This is a genomic window from Enterobacter sp. Ap-867, from assembly GCF_011752855.1.
Classification (GTDB): Bacteria; Pseudomonadota; Gammaproteobacteria; order Enterobacterales; family Enterobacteriaceae; genus Cedecea.
In genome coordinates this window covers 1-15,745 of record NZ_VWWS01000006.1, presented here as the reverse complement: position 1 = coordinate 15,745, position 15,745 = coordinate 1, and the positions used below count along the sequence as shown (strand labels likewise).

Genomic DNA, 15,745 nt, shown 5'->3' with positions numbered 1-15,745 from the left:
CCGGATTGTTTTAGCATAGCTTTTGGTTAGTGTCTTGTATTGTCTCGTTTCAGCATGACCTGGATCGCCTTACGTTGCCAGTTTTCACGTAGACGCGTAATCTGAAAGAAATTTTTATTACGGGAGTAGGTAAAATGCAGGCACGTGTTAAATGGGTGGAAGGCATGACCTTCCTCGGCGAATCCGCTTCTGGCCACCAAGTTCTGATGGACGGGAACTCCGGGGATAAAGCGCCAAGCCCGATGGAAATGCTGCTGATGGCCGCGGGCGGTTGTAGCTCAATTGACGTGGTGTCGATTCTGCAAAAAGGCCGCCACGATGTGACGGATTGTGAGGTGAAACTGACTTCCGAACGTCGTGAAGAAGCACCTCGTCTGTTTACCCGCATTCATTTGCATTTTGTTGTGACCGGGAAAGAGCTGAAAGAAAGTGCGGTTGCCCGCGCCGTTGAGCTGACGGCAGAGAAATATTGCTCGGTGACGTTGATGCTGGAGAAAGCCGCAGAGATTAGCCACAGCTACGAAATTATTGAAGCCTAAGTAGAAAAGGGCGGTATACAGACCGCCCTTACTCCATCAGGCAATTTTCCTGCCTTCTGCCAGCCGCTGCACCAGCGGGGCCATGATCAGCTCCATCGCCAGCCCCATTTTCCCGCCCGGTACCACCAATGTATTGATGTGGGAGATAAACGACCCCTGTAACATCGCCAGCAGATAAGGGAAGTCGATGTCATCCAGCCCACGGAAGTGAATCACCACGAAGCTTTCGTCCAGCGACGGAATGGCTCGCGCGGCAAACGGGTTAGAGGTGTCTACCGTCGGAACGCGCTGGAAGTTGATATGGGTACGTGAGAACTGCGGCGTAATGAAGTTGATGTAATCGTCCATGGAGCGCACTACGGAATCCATCACCGCTTCCCGTGAATGGCCGCGTTCGCTGGTATCGCGCACCAGTTTCTGAATCCATTCCAGGTTAACGATGGGCACCACGCCTACCAGTAAATCGACGCAGTCGGCGACGTTATGTTGAGGGGTGACTACACCGCCGTGCAGGCCTTCGTAAAACAGGACGTCAGTGGGCTCCGGGAGCGGCTGCCAGGGCGTAAAAGTGCCCGGCACCTGGTTCCACGGCACCGCTTCATCGTAGGTATGCAGGTATTTACGCGCTTGCCCTTTGCCGGTCTGGCCGTATTCGATAAAGGTTCGTTCCAGTAACCCGAAGTCGTTGGCGTCTGGCCCAAAGTAACTAATATGGCGGCCAGCATCGCGTGCTTTGCGGATAGCCATGTCCATTTCCGGGCGGGTATAGCGGTGGAAACTGTCGCCTTCAACTTCAGCTGCGCGCAGGTTGAGCTGCTGGAAAATCTTGCGGAAAGCGAGGCTGGTGGTCGTGGTGCCGGCGCCGCTGGAACCTGTAACCGCAATAACCGGGTGTTTGGCTGACATAGGGTAAAAACTCCGTGAGGGATCGGAAAAGAGATCTGTATCTGCTTGTTATACTTTTCAGCCAGTATAGATCACCCTGCCAGTCAGCGGTCAGCCGCGAAACTGCCCGCGCGGCATAATGTTCACCGTTTCATGGAGTTCAGACCAAACCAGCACGGCCTCGCCGCTTTGTAACTGGCGCTTCACGTCGGCGACTTTTTGCGTCAGCGAGCGCTCCTGCTCACCATAATCGGTGCCTTCCCGTAATACAAAAGATTCAATCAAATTGTCGAGCGTTTCAGGGTCGAGATCTTGCCAGGGAATGATCATTTCAGTGGTCCAGGAAGCGGGTTAGCCAGTCGGGAATGCGCTGCTCAAGCCACATCTGTGGGCGCAGCAGAGTCCCGCCGACAAAGCCAACGTGGCCGCCGTAAGTCGTGAGCTGGTAGTGGATATTGGGTGGCAGCGTTTCGCGATCCGGGATGACGTGGTGATCCATAAACGGGTCGTCTTTGGCGTGGATAATCAGCGTCGGAGCGGCAATTTCCGGCAAAAGCGGCATGGCGCTGCACTGGCGATAGTAGTCCAGCGCGTCGGCAAAGCCATGGATCTTTGAGGTAATTAAGTCATCGAACTCGCGAATGCGGCGCAGGCTTTTCAGCTTGCGGAGGTCGATAGGCAGCGAGCCAGGGTAGCTCTTCAGCTTACGGGCGGCATTTTTCTTCAGCAGATTCAGCAGGTAATGCTGATAGACGCGCGAGAAGCCCTGCTCCATGTGGTAGCAACACTGCTCAAGCATCAGCGGGGCGGAAACAATCACGCCGGCTTTCAGCGTGCAGGCAGCGCCCTGTTTTGCCATCAGGCAGGCGAGCATGTTCCCACCCAGCGAAAAACCAACTGCGGCGGTGGGGACTTCACCGTAGCGCTGGTTTAACCATTCGAGGAAGTAAGTACCGTCTTCGGTTTCGCCGGAGTGATAAATGCGTTCTTTACGGTTCGGCACGCCGCTGCAGCCGCGAAAATGCATCACCACGCCCAGCCAGCCGCGTTTTTTCGCCGCTTCTATCATGCCGTGAGCATAGGGGCTGTGGAGGCTGCCTTCGAGTCCGTGAAACACGACCAGGCGAGGTTTGTGCGTAGCGGTTTGCGGATCTTCGCTCCACGCAAGATCGACAAAATCCCCGTCCGGCATATCCAGCCGCTGCCAGTGGGGTTTGAAATTGATTCGACGACGAATCAAACGTGGGATCATGGTTTGCAGATGCGGGTTACTGAGTCCGCGCATCGGGCGGAAATCGTCACCTTCATCATGATGAATATTCAATTCTAAAGGACTTGTACTGGCCATATCACACTGTTAGTTTCGTTTAGTTCGCTAATTATTCTTCGGGTGTGGAGCACCCAATTCATGGACTTAACGCTTTTTCTTTCGATGCTGGGCTTTCTCTGGGTCGCCGCCATCACACCTGGCCCTAATAATACGCTACTTACCGCATCCGGGGCGAATTACGGTTTCTTCCGCAGCCTGCCGCTGATGATTGGCATCATGCTCGGAATGCAGTGCATTTTAGTGCTTGTTGCCTTTGGCGTAGGCAGCTTAATCCTGCTTTACCCCGCTCTGCACCTTATCCTGAAGATTGCCGGGAGCGTTTACCTTTTGTGGCTAGCCTGGAAAATTGGCACCGCGAAATACGAGCGCCTGGAAACGGATGCGGCTCCGCCGTCTCCGGTACCTTTCTGGCAAGGTGGCCTGCTGCAGGTGATTAACCCTAAAGCGTGGCTGATGGCGCTGGGCGCGGTAGCCAGTTTCAGCCTGGCGGGCGCAGCCTACCTGCATTCCGTGGCGATGATTAGCGTAGGGATTGCGCTGGTGAACATTGTGGCCGGGGTTATCTGGATAGCCTTTGGCAGCCTGATTGGCCTGTTCCTGCGCAGCCGTCGCTCCTGGGCTATTTTCAACGTCAGCATGGGCGTGTTAACCGCCGCCTGCGTGCTGCTTATCTGGCGTTGAGGGCAAACCCTCTCCTCGCGAGGAGAGGGAAACGTTCGCGTTTAGTCGGCCTGCAGCATCTGTTCAAGCTGTTCCTGAATATCCAGCCATTCCATCTCGCACTCTTCCAGCGCCGACTTCACTTTTACCTGCGTTTGCAGGCATTCGTTCATCTCGGCTTTACGGCTCTGGTCGTAGATAGCGCTGTCTGCCAGCTTCTCTTCTACTTCTGCAAGCTGAGCGTTCAGCTTTTCCATCTGCTTTTCAAGCTGGGTAATTTGCTTGCGCAGCGGCTGAGTTTGGGTGCGAAGTTCGGCTTCACGGCGCTTCTGGTCCTTGCGGGCCTGGGCGCTGTTGGCGTTATCTTTCGCTGATTCCGCGGGCTGATTCTCCTGTTTTTGCAGGTCGCTCAGCCACTGTTGGTAATCCTCGAGGTCGCCATCGAAAGCTTCCACTTTGCCGTCGTGCACCAGGTAGAGATCGTCCGTGGTGGAGCGCAGCAGGTGGCGGTCGTGCGAAACCACAACCAGCGCGCCCTCAAAGTCGATTAGCGCTTCGGTCAGCGCCTGGCGCATGTCGAGATCGAGGTGGTTCGTCGGTTCATCGAGCAGCAGCAGGTTAGGGCGCTGCCAGACAATCAGCGCCAGCACCAGCCGGGCTTTTTCACCGCCGGAGAAACGCGCCGTTTGTTCCGTGACTTTATCGCCCTGGAAACCAAAGCCGCCCAGATAGTCACGCAGTTGCTGTTCCAGCTCGCGTGGGGCAATACGAGCCAGATGCTGAAGCGGCGATTCATCGGCGCGCAGGTATTCCAACTGATGCTGGGCGAAGTAGCCGAGCTTGATGCCTTTGGCCAGGCCAATGTCACCCTGCAGCGGCTGTAATTCACCGGCCAGCAGTTTGATTAACGTGGATTTCCCCGCCCCGTTTCGGCCCAGCAGGCCAATACGCGAGCCAGGAACAAGGTTCAGCTTGATGGAGTTGAGGATCACTCGCTCACCGTAGCCTGCGCTGACCTTTTCCATCCTCAGCAGTGGGTTGGGAAGGTTTTCTGGCGCACGGAAGCTGAAGTGAAACGGGTTATCGACGTGAGCCGGGGCAATCAGCTCCATGCGCTCCAACATTTTCACGCGGCTCTGCGCCTGCTTGGCTTTGGACGCTTTAGCTTTAAAGCGATCGATAAAGCTTTGCAGGTGGGCCACTTTTTGCTGCTGGCTTTCGTACATCGACTGCTGTTGAGACAGGCGAGTTGCGCGCTGGATCTCAAACGACGAATAGTTGCCGGTGTACTCGAACATATTTTCCTGTTCGATGTGGATAATTTTATCGACCACCGGATCGAGGAAGTCCCGGTCGTGAGAGATAAGAATCAGGGTACCCTGGTAGCTTTTCAGCCAGCGCTCCAGCCAGATGACCGCGTCCAGATCGAGGTGGTTAGTTGGCTCATCGAGCAGCAGCAGGTCGGAACGGCAAATCAGCGCCTGGGCAAGGTTAAGACGCATGCGCCAGCCGCCCGAGAAATCGCTTACCGGGCGTTCCAGCTGTTCATTGCTGAAGCCCAGACCGTGCAGCAGGCTGGAGGCGCGTGAGCGAATGGTCCACGCATCGACCGCGTCCAGCTTGCCGTGAACCAGCGCAATGGCGTGACCGTCGTTGCGTTCGTTGGCGACGTTTAGCTCGGCTTCCAGCTTGCGGAATTCACGGTCGCCGTCGATCACATACTCTATCGCCGGCATCGCAAGGGCGGGCGTTTCCTGATTCACCCAGGCAAGCTGCCAGTTGCCGGGAAAGCTTGCGCTCCCGCCATCGGCGCTTATCTCGTTTTTCAGCAACGCCAGCAGCGTGGATTTTCCACAGCCGTTTTTACCCACCAGGCCGACTTTTTGCCCGGGGTTGATGGTGGCGGTGGCGTTATCCAGCAGAACGCGGGTGCCGCGACGAATTTGTAACGAGGAGAAAACAATCATAAAGCGCCGTATGTTCAGAGTATGTTAAATTGTCATTGTAATTCGTTAACATGTCGCCTGGGCAACAGGTCGGGCTGCATGGTAGCCCAAAATAATGACTATGACGACGCCCTGGAGGGTAATGATGTCGCAGCCGCCGAAAGTTTTGCTGCTGTATGCCCATCCGGAATCCCAGGACTCGGTGGCTAACCGGGTTTTGCTTCAGCCGGCTCTGCAGCTTGAAAATGTGACCGTGCACGATCTCTACGCTCACTATCCCGATTTCTTTATCGATATTTATCACGAACAGTCATTGCTGCTGGAGCACGATGTCATTGTTTTTCAACACCCTCTTTATACCTACAGCTGCCCTGCGTTGCTGAAAGAGTGGATGGATCGCGTCTTAAGCCGGGACTTTGCCAGCGGCATCGGAGGCAACGCGCTGGCGGGAAAGTACTGGCGCAGTGTGATCACCACCGGCGAGCCGGAAGGGGCCTATCGCTATGACGGCTATAACCGCTTCCCCTTAACCGAAATTTTACGACCTTTTGAGCTCACCGCGGCGATGTGCAAGATGCACTGGCTGATGCCGATTATCGTTTACTGGGCTCGCCGCCAGTCTAAGCCGGAGCTGCAAAGCCACGCGAAAGCTTATGGTGAGTGGCTGGCGAATCCGTTGCCGATGGGAGGCCGTTGATGGAAGGTTCTGATTTACTGTTGGCGGGGGTGTTGTTTCTCTTCGCGGCGGTTGTTGCTGTCCCGGTTGCCGCACGTTTAGGTATTGGCGCCGTGCTGGGCTATTTGCTGGCAGGTATCGCTATTGGCCCCTGGGGCTTAGGGTTTATCAGCGATGTTGATGAAATCCTGCATTTCTCCGAACTGGGCGTGGTGTTCCTGATGTTTATCATCGGGCTGGAGCTGAATCCGTCGAAGCTATGGCAACTGAGGCGCTCTATCTTTGGCGTTGGGGCGGCGCAGGTGATTCTCAGCGCGGTGGTGCTCGCGGGTCTGCTGATGCTGACGAATTTCTCCTGGCAGGCGGCAGTGGTGGGTGGCATCGGCCTTGCGATGTCTTCCACAGCGATGGCGCTGCAGCTGATGCGGGATAAAAGCATGAACCGCAGCGAATCCGGTCAGCTAGGCTTTTCGGTCCTTCTGTTCCAGGACCTGGCGGTGATCCCGGCGCTGGCGCTGGTGCCGCTGCTGGCCGGGAACGGCGACGATCATACCGACTGGATTAAAGTCGGCCTGAAGGCGTTGGCGTTTATCGGCATGCTATTGGGCGGGCGCTATCTGCTTCGCCCGGTTTTCCGCTTTATTGCCGGGTCCGGGGTGCGTGAAGTCTTTACCGCGGCTTCGTTGTTGCTGGTCCTTGGCTCTGCGCTGTTTATGGATGCGCTTGGGTTTTCTATGGCCTTGGGGACGTTTCTGGCTGGCGTGCTGCTAGCGGAAAGTGAATATCGTCACGAGCTTGAGATTGCTATCGATCCGTTCAAAGGCCTGCTGCTGGGGCTGTTCTTTATCTCTGTTGGCATGGCACTGAACCTGGGCGTTTTGTTCACCCATTTACTGTGGATTGCAGTGAGCGTGGTTGCGCTGGTGGCGGTGAAAGCCACCATTTTGTATGGCCTGTCGCGGGTGTATGGTTTGCGTAGCTCTGAGCGGCTGCAGTTTTCGGGCGTGCTAAGCCAGGGCGGAGAGTTTGCCTTCGTGCTGTTTTCCGCGGCGGCCTCACAGAAGCTGTTCCAGGGCGATCAAATGCCGCTGCTGCTGGTCACGGTTACGTTGTCGATGATGACCACGCCGCTGCTGATGAAAGGTGTGGATGCGATTCTTGCCCGGCGCTTTAATCCGGGCGAGGAAACAGAGGAGACGCCTTACGTTGAGGACGATCATCCGCAGGTTATCATCGTCGGATTTGGGCGTTTTGGTCAGGTGATAGGCCGCCTGTTGATGGCGAATAAGATGCGTATCACCGTTCTTGAACGGGATATCAGCGCCGTAAGCCTGATGAGAAAATACGGTTATAAAGTGTATTACGGCGATGCGACGGAAGTGGAACTGTTGCGTTCGGCGGGAGCGGAAGAAGCCAAATCCATTGTTATCACCTGCAATGAGCCGGAAGATACGATGCGGATAGTCCATCTCTGTCAACAACACTTTCCACATCTTGCCATACTGGCGCGTGCTCGCGGCCGCGTAGAGGCACATGAATTGTTGCAGGCCGGCGTTAAACTGTTCTCGCGTGAAACCTTCTCCAGCGCCCTTGAGCTTGGGCGTAAGGCCTTGCTCACGCTGGGTATGCATCCTCACCAGGCGCACCGGGCTCAATTACATTTCCGCCGACTGGATATGCGTATGCTGCGTGAACTGATGCCAATTCACACGGACAGTGCGCAGATTTCCAGGGTGCGGGAAGCCCGGCGTGAGCTGGAAGATATTTTTGAACGTGAAATGCAGCAAGAGCGTCGGCAGCTGGACGGCTGGGACGAATTTGAATAAGGGTGAAGCCAATGTCAGTGCGTAAGCGTTTTATTGCCGGGGCCGTTTGTCCCAAATGCCAGGCTAAGGATTCTCTCGCGCTGTGGCGCGAGAACAACGTTGATATCGTTGAGTGCGTAAAGTGTGGCCATCAGATGCGAGAGGCCGACAAGCAGGTTCGCGAGCACGTTCGCGAGCAGGAGCAAGTGATAGGGATTTTTCATCCCGACTAGCGAGATGGAGCAGCTTTTTTTAAGCTAGAGGGTACAGCGGCGCAGATTTCCGCTACAATCGGCGCCAGTTTTTTCCCTACGCTCGTTCAGGAGATATCATGAAAGTAGCAAAAGACCTGGTGGTCAGCCTGGCCTATCAGGTACGTACAGAAGACGGTGTGTTGGTCGATGAGTCTCCGGTGAGCGCGCCGCTGGACTACCTGCACGGTCACGGCTCCCTGATTTCTGGCCTGGAAACGGCGCTGGATGGTCACGAAGTTGGCGACAAGTTTGACGTTGAAGTGGGCGCGAACGACGCTTACGGTCAGTACGACGAAAACCTGGTGCAGCGCGTACCGAAAGACGTCTTCATGGGCGTTGACGAGCTGCAGGTTGGTATGCGCTTTATGGCGGAAACCGATCAGGGTCCAGTGCCGGTCGAAATTACCGAAGTGGAAGACGAGCACGTTGTGGTTGACGGTAACCACATGCTGGCCGGCCAGAACCTGAAATTCAACGTGGAAGTTGTTGCTATCCGCGAAGCGACCGCTGAAGAGCTGGCCCATGGCCACGTTCACGGTGAGCACGACCATCATCACGACCACGATCACGAGGGTTGCTGCGGTGGTCACGGCCACGATCACGACCATGGTCACGAGCATGGTAAAGGTGGTTGCGGTAACGGCGGCTGTGGTTGCCACTGATCGCTGTGAAAGAAAAAAGGCCGCATTAGCGGCCTTTTTTACGTCTGTTATTCAGTAATGCGGCGGCGGCGTCTCTTCGGACTCTGAAGCGATCATCGACGGCTGGCTGGCCTTGAGCTTTTCAACCAGCAGACGGAAATGTTCGCGAAGTTTGACCATCTCAAGCTCGTGCGCCGTCACGGTCTGGTTCAGCTCTTCAATCGTAATCTCCTGAAAGGCAAGACGACTCTCGAGATCTTCCAGCCGTTGTTCGGTGGATTTAGTGTGCATGGCGGTTCCTCTTTTGCCTGCGCGATGGACAATATGCGGTGATTTTACTGAAAATGACCCAGCTTTACAGCGCAGAAGCACGTTGAAGGAAACTTCTTTAAACAAAAAGAATCTCAATTTGACTCGATAACTTGCTGAGAGATTGTGTAGATTTCTTTCACGACGTTATAGTACGTCACTTAGCTTATTTGAAACCCTGGGGTGAGAGGCCCCGGCCCTTGGAGAGATGGATGAAATCATTATTTAAAGTAACGCTTCTGGCGACCACAATGGCCGTTGCCCTTAATGCCCCTGCTTTTGCGGCGCCTGCTGCAGCGAAAGATGCACCTGCGGCTCAGGCTGACAGCAAAGCGGCCTTTAAGAACGACGACCAGAAAGCCGCCTATGCATTAGGCGCATCGCTCGGGCGTTACATGGAAAACTCCCTGAAAGAGCAGGAGAAACTGGGGATCACCCTGGACAAGGCTCAGCTGATCGCGGGCGTACAGGATGCGTTTGCGGATAAGAGCAAACTGTCTGACCAGGAAATCGAACAGACTCTGCAGGCGTTCGAGACTCGCGTAAAAGCCTCCGCTCAGGAGAAAATGGAGAAAGACGCTAAAGAGAACGCGGACAAAGGTAAAGCCTTCCGTGATGCTTTCGCCAAAGAGAAAGGCGTTAAAACGTCTTCTACCGGCCTGATGTATAAAGTTGAGAAAGACGGTACCGGTGATGCGCCGAAGGATACCGATACCGTTGTGGTTAACTACAAAGGTACGCTGATCGACGGTAAAGAGTTTGATAACTCCTATACCCGCGGTGAGCCACTGTCCTTCCGTCTTGATGGCGTGATCCCAGGCTGGACTGAAGGCCTGAAAAACATCAAGAAAGGCGGCAAGATCAAGCTGGTTATTCCACCAGAGTTGGCTTATGGCAAAACCGGCGTGCCGGGGATCCCTGCCAACTCTACGCTGGTGTTTGAAGTTGAACTGCTGGACATTAAACAAGCGCCAAAAGCTGACGCTAAGCCAGCCGCTGCTGCAGATGCTAAAGCCGCTGACGCAGCCAAAAGCAAGTAATTAGCAGGTCGTTTGAGCCGCCGCCCACCGGGCGGCGGTTTTGTTTTTGGCACCAGCGTTTATTCCCCCCACGCGTAATGAGGAGAATAAAGACTGGAAAGCACATCTTACGTTGTATTACCTTAGCGGGCAGCGTTTCAACCGAGTATGAGTCTGCCCTGACACCATCAAAGCGCGACAGGCTCTCTTTAGAGTAAATTGCTGGCAACGTCTTTTATCCATAACACGCTCAATTTGCAGCAATAAAAATAATGGACGAAGTCTGCTGATTTACCCCAAACGCCCGAGAACCCCGTTGTCCGGACGTTTGTCATCAATCTGAGAGGGTGGTATTTTTTCATGTCCAATTCGCTTTTAACCAACGAAACCAGTGAACTTGATTTGCTGGACCAGCGTCCTTTTGAACAAACCGACTTCGAAATATTAAAATCCTATGAAGCGGTCGTGGACGGGTTAGCGATGCTGATTGGCTCCCATTGCGAAATCGTTCTGCACTCCCTGCAGGACCTGAAATGTTCGGCTATTCGTATCGCTAATGGTGAGCATACCGGGCGAAAAATAGGCTCGCCAATTACCGATCTGGCCTTGCGCATGCTGCACGATATGACCGGGGCCGACAGCAGCGTCTCTAAATGCTATTTCACTCGCGCAAAAAGCGGCGTTCTGATGAAGTCGGTGACGATTGCGATTCGCAACCGCGACCAGCGTGTGATTGGTTTGCTTTGCATTAACATGAACCTCGACGTGCCGTTCTCCCAGATCATGTCGACCTTTATTCCACCGGAAACTCAGGATCAGGAAGTGCCGTCTTCGGTAAACTTTGCGTCCTCCGTGGAGGATCTGGTGATGCAAACGCTGGAATTCACGATTGAAGAAGTGAATGCCGATCGTAACGTCTCAAATAACGCCAAGAACCGCCAGATAGTGCTCAACCTCTATGAAAAAGGGATCTTCGACATCAAAGATGCCATCAACCAGGTTGCCGATCGGCTGAACATTTCCAAACACACCGTTTATCTCTACATTCGCCAGTTCAAAAACGGCGACTTCCTCGGTCAGGATAAGTAATGCGTTTTGCCTTGATGGTTACTGGCCCGGCTTATGGGACGCAGCAGGCAAGCAGTGCATTGCTGTTTGCCCGGGCGTTGCTGGCAGAAGGACACTCGCTGGAGAGCGTTTTTTTCTACCGTGAAGGGATTTATAACGCCAATCAGTTGACCGCCCCGGCAAGCGACGAAGTTGATCTTGTCCGTGAGTGGCAGAGCCTGAGCGCGCAGCACGGTGTGGCACTGCATATTTGCGTGGCTGCGGCATTGCGTCGCGGTGTGACCGATGAAGAGCAGGCTAAATCTTTGGGGCTCAAGGTGAGTAATCTCCAGCCTGGCTTTACGCTTAGCGGCCTCGGGGCGCTGGCAGAATCCGCGCTTACCTGCGAAAGAATGGTGCAGTTCTAATGAAACGTGTCGCTTTTGTTTTTCGATCGGCGCCGCACGGCTGCACGGCTGGCCGGGAAGGGCTGGATGCATTATTGGCGACGTCGGCCCTGTCAGAAGATATCGGCGTGTTCTTTGTTGGCGATGGCGTTCTACAGCTGCTGCCGGGGCAACAGCCTGCCAAAGTGCTGGGCAGGGATTACATCGCCACTTTCCGCATTTTGCCGCTGTACGATATTGAGCAGTGTTTCCTTTGCGCTGCCTCAGTAAGGGAAAGAGGGCTTTCGGGGCAGGCATCCTGGGTTATCGATGCGGAAGCGCTTGAGCCTGATGCGCTTCGGGAAAAACTGAATCAGTACGATGTGGTACTTACCTTCTGAGGCTCCTATGCTGCATACCTTACGTCAGTCGCCCTTCCAGTGTGATATCACCGAGATTCTGCGTTATGCCCAGCCTGGTGACGATTTACTGCTGATTGAAGACGGCGTGATTGCCGCGCTGAATGGCAGCCGGGCGCTTGAATTACTGCTTTCCGCCCCCATTACTGTTAGCGCTCTGCAAGAAGATGTTGAGGCTCGTGGCCTCTCTGCTCAAATTTCGTCCAAAATTGAGCGTGTCGGCTATACTGACTTCGTCAGATTAACGATAAAACATAGCCAGCAGTTCGCCTGGTGAGGGCGGATCGCTGTATATTTCTTGACACCTTTTCGGCTCAGCCCTAAAATTCTGCGTCCTCATATTATATGAGGCCGTTTTATTACGTGTTTACGAAGCAAAAGCTAAAACCAGGAGCTATTTAATGGCAACAGTTAACCAGCTGGTTCGCAAACCACGCGTACGCAAAGTTGCAAAAAGCAACGTGCCTGCGCTGGAAGCTTGCCCGCAAAAACGTGGTGTATGTACCCGTGTATATACCACCACTCCTAAAAAACCAAACTCCGCACTGCGTAAAGTTTGCCGTGTGCGTTTGACTAACGGTTTTGAAGTCACCTCCTACATCGGCGGTGAAGGTCACAACCTGCAGGAACACTCCGTGATCCTGATCCGTGGTGGTCGTGTTAAAGACCTGCCAGGTGTTCGCTACCACACCGTTCGTGGTGCGCTTGACTGCTCCGGCGTTAAAGACCGTAAGCAATCTCGCTCCAAGTATGGCGTGAAGCGTCCTAAGGCTTAATGGTTCTCCGTTAAGTAAGGCCAAACGTTTTAAATTAATGTCAAAATAAACTCTTTGAGTTTTGGACAATCCTGAATTAACAACGGAGTATTCCTATGCCACGTCGTCGCGTGATTGGTCAGCGTAAAATTCTGCCGGATCCTAAGTTCGGATCAGAGCTGCTGGCTAAATTTGTAAATATCCTGATGGTAGATGGTAAAAAATCTACTGCAGAATCTATCGTTTATACCGCGCTGGAAACCCTGGCTCAGCGTTCTGGTAAAAACGAGCTGGAAGCTTTCGAAGTCGCTCTGGACAACGTCCGTCCGACCGTCGAAGTTAAGTCCCGCCGTGTTGGTGGTTCTACTTACCAGGTTCCAGTTGAAGTTCGTCCGGTTCGTCGTAATGCTCTGGCAATGCGTTGGATCGTTGAAGCTGCTCGTAAACGCGGTGATAAATCCATGGCTCTTCGCCTGGCGAATGAACTGTCTGATGCTGCAGAAAACAAAGGCACTGCAGTGAAGAAACGTGAAGACGTTCACCGTATGGCTGAAGCCAACAAGGCGTTCGCTCACTACCGTTGGTAATAAATCCTTCGTAGTGTTACCCAAGCGGGCGCTTCATGAAGCTGCCCGCTTTGGGTTACTTAACTTGAACGTCCCAGGATATAGAGGAATCAAATGGCTCGTACAACACCCATTGCACGCTACCGTAACATCGGTATCAGTGCACACATCGACGCCGGTAAAACCACGACTACCGAACGTATTCTGTTCTACACCGGTGTAAACCACAAAATCGGTGAAGTTCATGACGGCGCTGCAACCATGGACTGGATGGAGCAGGAGCAGGAGCGTGGTATCACCATTACCTCCGCTGCAACTACTGCATTCTGGTCTGGTATGGCTAAGCAGTATGAACCGCACCGCGTAAACATCATCGACACCCCAGGACACGTTGACTTCACCATCGAAGTAGAACGTTCCATGCGTGTTCTTGACGGTGCAGTAATGGTTTACTGCGCAGTTGGTGGTGTTCAGCCACAGTCTGAAACCGTATGGCGTCAGGCTAACAAATACAAAGTTCCACGCATCGCGTTCGTTAACAAAATGGACCGTATGGGTGCAAACTTCCTGAAAGTTGTAGGCCAGATCAAATCCCGTCTGGGCGCGAACCCTGTTCCGCTTCAGCTGGCGATTGGTGCTGAAGAAGGTTTCACCGGCGTTATCGACCTGGTGAAAATGAAAGCCATCAACTGGAACGATGCAGATCAGGGCGTTACCTTCGAATACGAAGATATCCCAGCTGACATGCAGGACCTGGCTGACGAATGGCACCAGAACCTGATCGAGTCCGCTGCAGAAGCCTCTGAAGAGCTGATGGAAAAATACCTGGGTGGCGAAGAGCTGTCCGAGGAAGAAATCAAGAAAGCTCTGCGTCAGCGCGTTCTGAACAACGAAATCATCCTGGTTACCTGTGGTTCTGCATTTAAGAACAAAGGTGTTCAGGCGATGCTGGATGCGGTAATCGATTACCTGCCAGCACCAACCGACGTACCGGCAATCAACGGTATTCTGGATGACGGTAAAGACACGCCGGCTGAGCGTCACGCAACTGACGACGAGCCGTTTGCTGCTCTGGCATTCAAAATCGCCACTGACCCGTTCGTTGGTAACCTGACCTTCTTCCGCGTTTACTCCGGCGTTGTTAACTCCGGTGATACCGTGCTGAACTCCGTTAAAGCTGCTCGTGAGCGCTTTGGCCGTATCGTTCAGATGCACGCTAACAAACGTGAAGAGATCAAAGAAGTTCGCGCAGGCGACATCGCGGCTGCTATCGGTCTGAAAGACGTAACTACTGGTGACACCCTGTGTGATCCAGATTCGCCTATCATTCTGGAGCGTATGGAATTCCCAGAGCCGGTAATCTCCATCGCCGTTGAACCAAAAACCAAAGCTGACCAGGAAAAAATGGGTCTGGCTCTGGGCCGTCTGGCTAAAGAAGACCCATCATTCCGCGTATGGACTGATGAAGAATCTAACCAGACCATCATCGCCGGTATGGGTGAACTGCACCTCGACATCATCGTTGACCGTATGAAGCGTGAATTCAACGTTGAAGCGAACGTCGGTAAACCTCAGGTTGCTTACCGCGAAGCGATTCGCGCTAAAGTTACCGATATCGAAGGTAAACACGCCAAGCAGTCTGGTGGTCGTGGTCAGTACGGTCATGTTGTTATCGACATGTACCCACTGGAGCCGGGCTCTAACCCTAAAGGTTACGAGTTCATCAACGACATCAAAGGCGGCGTAATTCCTGGCGAATACGTCCCTGCCGTTGATAAAGGCATCCAGGAGCAGCTGAAATCTGGTCCACTGGCGGGTTACCCGGTTGTAGATCTCGGCGTGCGTCTGCACTTCGGTTCTTACCATGACGTTGACTCCTCCGAACTGGCGTTTAAACTGGCCGCTTCTATTGCCTTCAAAGATGGCTTTAAGAAAGCTAAACCAGTTCTGCTTGAGCCTATCATGAAGGTTGAAGTTGAAACTCCGGAAGAGAACACCGGTGACGTTATCGGTGACCTTAGCCGTCGTCGTGGTCAGCTGAAAGGCCAGGAATCTAACGCTACTGGCGTACAGATTCATGCTGAAGTTCCGTTGTCTGAAATGTTCGGGTACGCAACTCAGCTGCGTTCTCTGACCAAAGGTCGTGCATCTTACTCCATGGAATTCCTGAAGTATGATGACGCACCTAACAACGTTGCTCAGGCCGTAATCGAAGCTCGTGGCAAATAAGCCAACGCTTTTAACACAATGATCCCGTGCTCTCTCCACAAGGGGAGGGCACAATAGTAAGGAATATAGCCGTGTCTAAAGAAAAATTTGAACGTACAAAACCGCACGTTAACGTTGGTACTATCGGCCACGTTGACCACGGTAAAACCACTCTGACCGCTGCAATCACTACCGTTCTGGCTAAAACCTACGGTGGTTCTGCTCGTGCATTCGACCAGATCGATAACGCACCAGAAGAAAAAGCTCGTGGTATCACCATCAACACCTCCCACGTTGAGT

20 protein-coding genes are annotated in these 15,745 nt (G+C 53.6%); 15 read left to right on the top strand and 5 right to left on the bottom strand.

Annotated features, from left to right (window positions below):
• The first annotated feature begins 134 nt into the window (after nt 1-134).
• Nucleotides 135-539 carry an OsmC family protein gene (locus tag F3J26_RS15005; protein ID WP_166868079.1) on the top strand — a complete coding sequence of 135 codons (405 nt, stop codon included), beginning with the start codon at nt 135-137 and terminating at the stop codon, nt 537-539.
• A gap of 36 nt (nt 540-575) precedes the next feature.
• On the opposite strand, the gene F3J26_RS15000 is transcribed toward F3J26_RS15005, so the two are convergent.
• The 3 genes from F3J26_RS15000 to F3J26_RS14990 form a co-directional block, all read right to left on the bottom strand.
• Nucleotides 576-1,445 (bottom strand): phosphoribulokinase, encoded by an 870-nt coding sequence (locus F3J26_RS15000; protein ID WP_008457077.1) that lies wholly within the window; start codon nt 1,443-1,445, stop codon nt 576-578.
• 90 nt (nt 1,446-1,535) lie between these two features.
• The gene (locus F3J26_RS14995) at nt 1,536-1,754 is read right to left on the bottom strand and encodes a YheU family protein (RefSeq protein ID WP_008457083.1); all 219 of its coding nucleotides are present in this window, start codon (nt 1,752-1,754) and stop codon (nt 1,536-1,538) included.
• 1 nt (nt 1,755) lies between these two features.
• Nucleotides 1,756-2,772 carry a hydrolase gene (locus F3J26_RS14990; protein WP_166994605.1) on the bottom strand — a complete coding sequence of 339 codons (1,017 nt, stop codon included), beginning with the start codon at nt 2,770-2,772 and terminating at the stop codon, nt 1,756-1,758.
• Between the two features lie 60 nt (nt 2,773-2,832).
• Here F3J26_RS14990 and F3J26_RS14985 point away from each other — a divergent pair, with 60 nt between their 5' ends.
• Nucleotides 2,833-3,435, top strand: coding sequence for a LysE family translocator (locus tag F3J26_RS14985; RefSeq protein WP_008457089.1), 603 nt, complete (start codon nt 2,833-2,835; stop codon nt 3,433-3,435).
• A gap of 41 nt (nt 3,436-3,476) precedes the next feature.
• Here the strand turns inward: F3J26_RS14985 and F3J26_RS14980 are convergent, their stop codons facing one another.
• On the bottom strand, nt 3,477-5,381 hold the full coding sequence (locus tag F3J26_RS14980; protein ID WP_166994603.1) for an ABC transporter ATP-binding protein: 1,905 nt from the start codon (nt 5,379-5,381) through the stop codon (nt 3,477-3,479).
• Nucleotides 5,382-5,505: 124 nt separating this feature from the next.
• On the opposite strand from F3J26_RS14980, the gene kefG reads away from it, so the two are divergent.
• The 4 genes from kefG (at nt 5,506) to slyD (ending at nt 8,757) form a co-directional block, all read left to right on the top strand.
• A complete protein-coding gene (gene kefG, locus F3J26_RS14975; protein WP_008457093.1) occupies nt 5,506-6,057 on the top strand; it encodes a glutathione-regulated potassium-efflux system ancillary protein KefG in 552 nt (183 codons plus the stop codon).
• Nucleotides 6,057-7,862, top strand: coding sequence for a glutathione-regulated potassium-efflux system protein KefB (kefB, locus tag F3J26_RS14970; protein ID WP_166994601.1), 1,806 nt, complete (start codon nt 6,057-6,059; stop codon nt 7,860-7,862). The genes kefG and kefB overlap by 1 nt, the downstream gene beginning before the upstream one ends.
• Nucleotides 7,863-7,873: 11 nt before the next feature.
• Nucleotides 7,874-8,074, top strand: a complete 201-nt coding sequence (locus F3J26_RS14965; RefSeq protein ID WP_016538480.1) for a YheV family putative zinc ribbon protein — start codon at nt 7,874-7,876, stop codon at nt 8,072-8,074.
• 98 nt (nt 8,075-8,172) lie between these two features.
• Nucleotides 8,173-8,757 (top strand): peptidylprolyl isomerase, encoded by a 585-nt coding sequence (gene slyD, locus F3J26_RS14960; protein ID WP_008457098.1) that lies wholly within the window; start codon nt 8,173-8,175, stop codon nt 8,755-8,757.
• 51 nt (nt 8,758-8,808) lie between these two features.
• Here the strand turns inward: slyD and F3J26_RS14955 are convergent, their stop codons facing one another.
• A complete protein-coding gene (locus tag F3J26_RS14955) occupies nt 8,809-9,027 on the bottom strand; it encodes a protein SlyX (protein WP_008457099.1) in 219 nt (72 codons plus the stop codon).
• Nucleotides 9,028-9,257: 230 nt separating this feature from the next.
• Between F3J26_RS14955 and fkpA the strand changes: the two genes are divergently transcribed.
• The 9 genes from fkpA to F3J26_RS14910 form a co-directional block, all read left to right on the top strand.
• Nucleotides 9,258-10,085: an FKBP-type peptidyl-prolyl cis-trans isomerase gene (gene fkpA / locus F3J26_RS14950; protein ID WP_008457100.1), complete on the top strand. Its 828-nt coding sequence runs from the start codon at nt 9,258-9,260 to the stop codon at nt 10,083-10,085.
• A 339-nt stretch (nt 10,086-10,424) separates the two neighbouring features.
• Nucleotides 10,425-11,153, top strand: coding sequence for a helix-turn-helix transcriptional regulator (locus tag F3J26_RS14945; RefSeq protein ID WP_008457101.1), 729 nt, complete (start codon nt 10,425-10,427; stop codon nt 11,151-11,153).
• Nucleotides 11,153-11,539 (top strand): sulfurtransferase complex subunit TusD, encoded by a 387-nt coding sequence (gene tusD, locus F3J26_RS14940; RefSeq protein ID WP_166994599.1) that lies wholly within the window; start codon nt 11,153-11,155, stop codon nt 11,537-11,539. Before F3J26_RS14945 ends, tusD begins: the two co-directional genes overlap by 1 nt.
• The gene (tusC, locus tag F3J26_RS14935; protein WP_166994597.1) at nt 11,539-11,898 is read left to right on the top strand and encodes a sulfurtransferase complex subunit TusC; all 360 of its coding nucleotides are present in this window, start codon (nt 11,539-11,541) and stop codon (nt 11,896-11,898) included. Before tusD ends, tusC begins: the two co-directional genes overlap by 1 nt.
• Nucleotides 11,899-11,905: 7 nt before the next feature.
• Nucleotides 11,906-12,193, top strand: coding sequence for a sulfurtransferase complex subunit TusB (gene tusB / locus F3J26_RS14930; protein ID WP_166994595.1), 288 nt, complete (start codon nt 11,906-11,908; stop codon nt 12,191-12,193).
• A gap of 124 nt (nt 12,194-12,317) precedes the next feature.
• Nucleotides 12,318-12,692 (top strand): 30S ribosomal protein S12, encoded by a 375-nt coding sequence (rpsL, locus tag F3J26_RS14925; protein ID WP_008457105.1) that lies wholly within the window; start codon nt 12,318-12,320, stop codon nt 12,690-12,692.
• A gap of 95 nt (nt 12,693-12,787) precedes the next feature.
• Entirely contained in the window at nt 12,788-13,258 is a 471-nt protein-coding gene (rpsG, locus tag F3J26_RS14920; RefSeq protein WP_008457106.1) for a 30S ribosomal protein S7, read from the top strand.
• Between the two features lie 93 nt (nt 13,259-13,351).
• Nucleotides 13,352-15,466: an elongation factor G gene (gene fusA, locus F3J26_RS14915; RefSeq protein ID WP_008457107.1), complete on the top strand. Its 2,115-nt coding sequence runs from the start codon at nt 13,352-13,354 to the stop codon at nt 15,464-15,466.
• A gap of 71 nt (nt 15,467-15,537) precedes the next feature.
• Nucleotides 15,538-15,745 (top strand): GTP-binding protein (locus tag F3J26_RS14910; protein ID WP_021242225.1); only part of this gene is annotated, 208 nt, incomplete at its 3' end.

What these genes read in the sequence shown, in the direction of transcription:
- tusD (WP_166994599.1), top strand. Translation starts at nt 11,153, where the DNA reads ATGCGTTTTGCCTTGATGGTTACTGGCCCGGCTTATGGGACGCAGCAG.
- F3J26_RS14980 (WP_166994603.1), bottom strand. Translation starts at nt 5,381, where the DNA reads ATGATTGTTTTCTCCTCGTTACAAATTCGTCGCGGCACCCGCGTTCTG.
- rpsL (WP_008457105.1), top strand. Translation starts at nt 12,318, where the DNA reads ATGGCAACAGTTAACCAGCTGGTTCGCAAACCACGCGTACGCAAAGTT.
- kefG (WP_008457093.1), top strand. Translation starts at nt 5,506, where the DNA reads ATGTCGCAGCCGCCGAAAGTTTTGCTGCTGTATGCCCATCCGGAATCC.
- F3J26_RS15005 (WP_166868079.1), top strand. Translation starts at nt 135, where the DNA reads ATGCAGGCACGTGTTAAATGGGTGGAAGGCATGACCTTCCTCGGCGAA.
- F3J26_RS14990 (WP_166994605.1), bottom strand. Translation starts at nt 2,772, where the DNA reads ATGGCCAGTACAAGTCCTTTAGAATTGAATATTCATCATGATGAAGGT.
- F3J26_RS14965 (WP_016538480.1), top strand. Translation starts at nt 7,874, where the DNA reads ATGTCAGTGCGTAAGCGTTTTATTGCCGGGGCCGTTTGTCCCAAATGC.
- F3J26_RS14985 (WP_008457089.1), top strand. Translation starts at nt 2,833, where the DNA reads ATGGACTTAACGCTTTTTCTTTCGATGCTGGGCTTTCTCTGGGTCGCC.
- tusC (WP_166994597.1), top strand. Translation starts at nt 11,539, where the DNA reads ATGAAACGTGTCGCTTTTGTTTTTCGATCGGCGCCGCACGGCTGCACG.
- kefB (WP_166994601.1), top strand. Translation starts at nt 6,057, where the DNA reads ATGGAAGGTTCTGATTTACTGTTGGCGGGGGTGTTGTTTCTCTTCGCG.
- F3J26_RS14995 (WP_008457083.1), bottom strand. Translation starts at nt 1,754, where the DNA reads ATGATCATTCCCTGGCAAGATCTCGACCCTGAAACGCTCGACAATTTG.
- F3J26_RS14945 (WP_008457101.1), top strand. Translation starts at nt 10,425, where the DNA reads ATGTCCAATTCGCTTTTAACCAACGAAACCAGTGAACTTGATTTGCTG.
- F3J26_RS14955 (WP_008457099.1), bottom strand. Translation starts at nt 9,027, where the DNA reads ATGCACACTAAATCCACCGAACAACGGCTGGAAGATCTCGAGAGTCGT.
- fusA (WP_008457107.1), top strand. Translation starts at nt 13,352, where the DNA reads ATGGCTCGTACAACACCCATTGCACGCTACCGTAACATCGGTATCAGT.
- rpsG (WP_008457106.1), top strand. Translation starts at nt 12,788, where the DNA reads ATGCCACGTCGTCGCGTGATTGGTCAGCGTAAAATTCTGCCGGATCCT.
- tusB (WP_166994595.1), top strand. Translation starts at nt 11,906, where the DNA reads ATGCTGCATACCTTACGTCAGTCGCCCTTCCAGTGTGATATCACCGAG.
- fkpA (WP_008457100.1), top strand. Translation starts at nt 9,258, where the DNA reads ATGAAATCATTATTTAAAGTAACGCTTCTGGCGACCACAATGGCCGTT.
- slyD (WP_008457098.1), top strand. Translation starts at nt 8,173, where the DNA reads ATGAAAGTAGCAAAAGACCTGGTGGTCAGCCTGGCCTATCAGGTACGT.
- F3J26_RS15000 (WP_008457077.1), bottom strand. Translation starts at nt 1,445, where the DNA reads ATGTCAGCCAAACACCCGGTTATTGCGGTTACAGGTTCCAGCGGCGCC.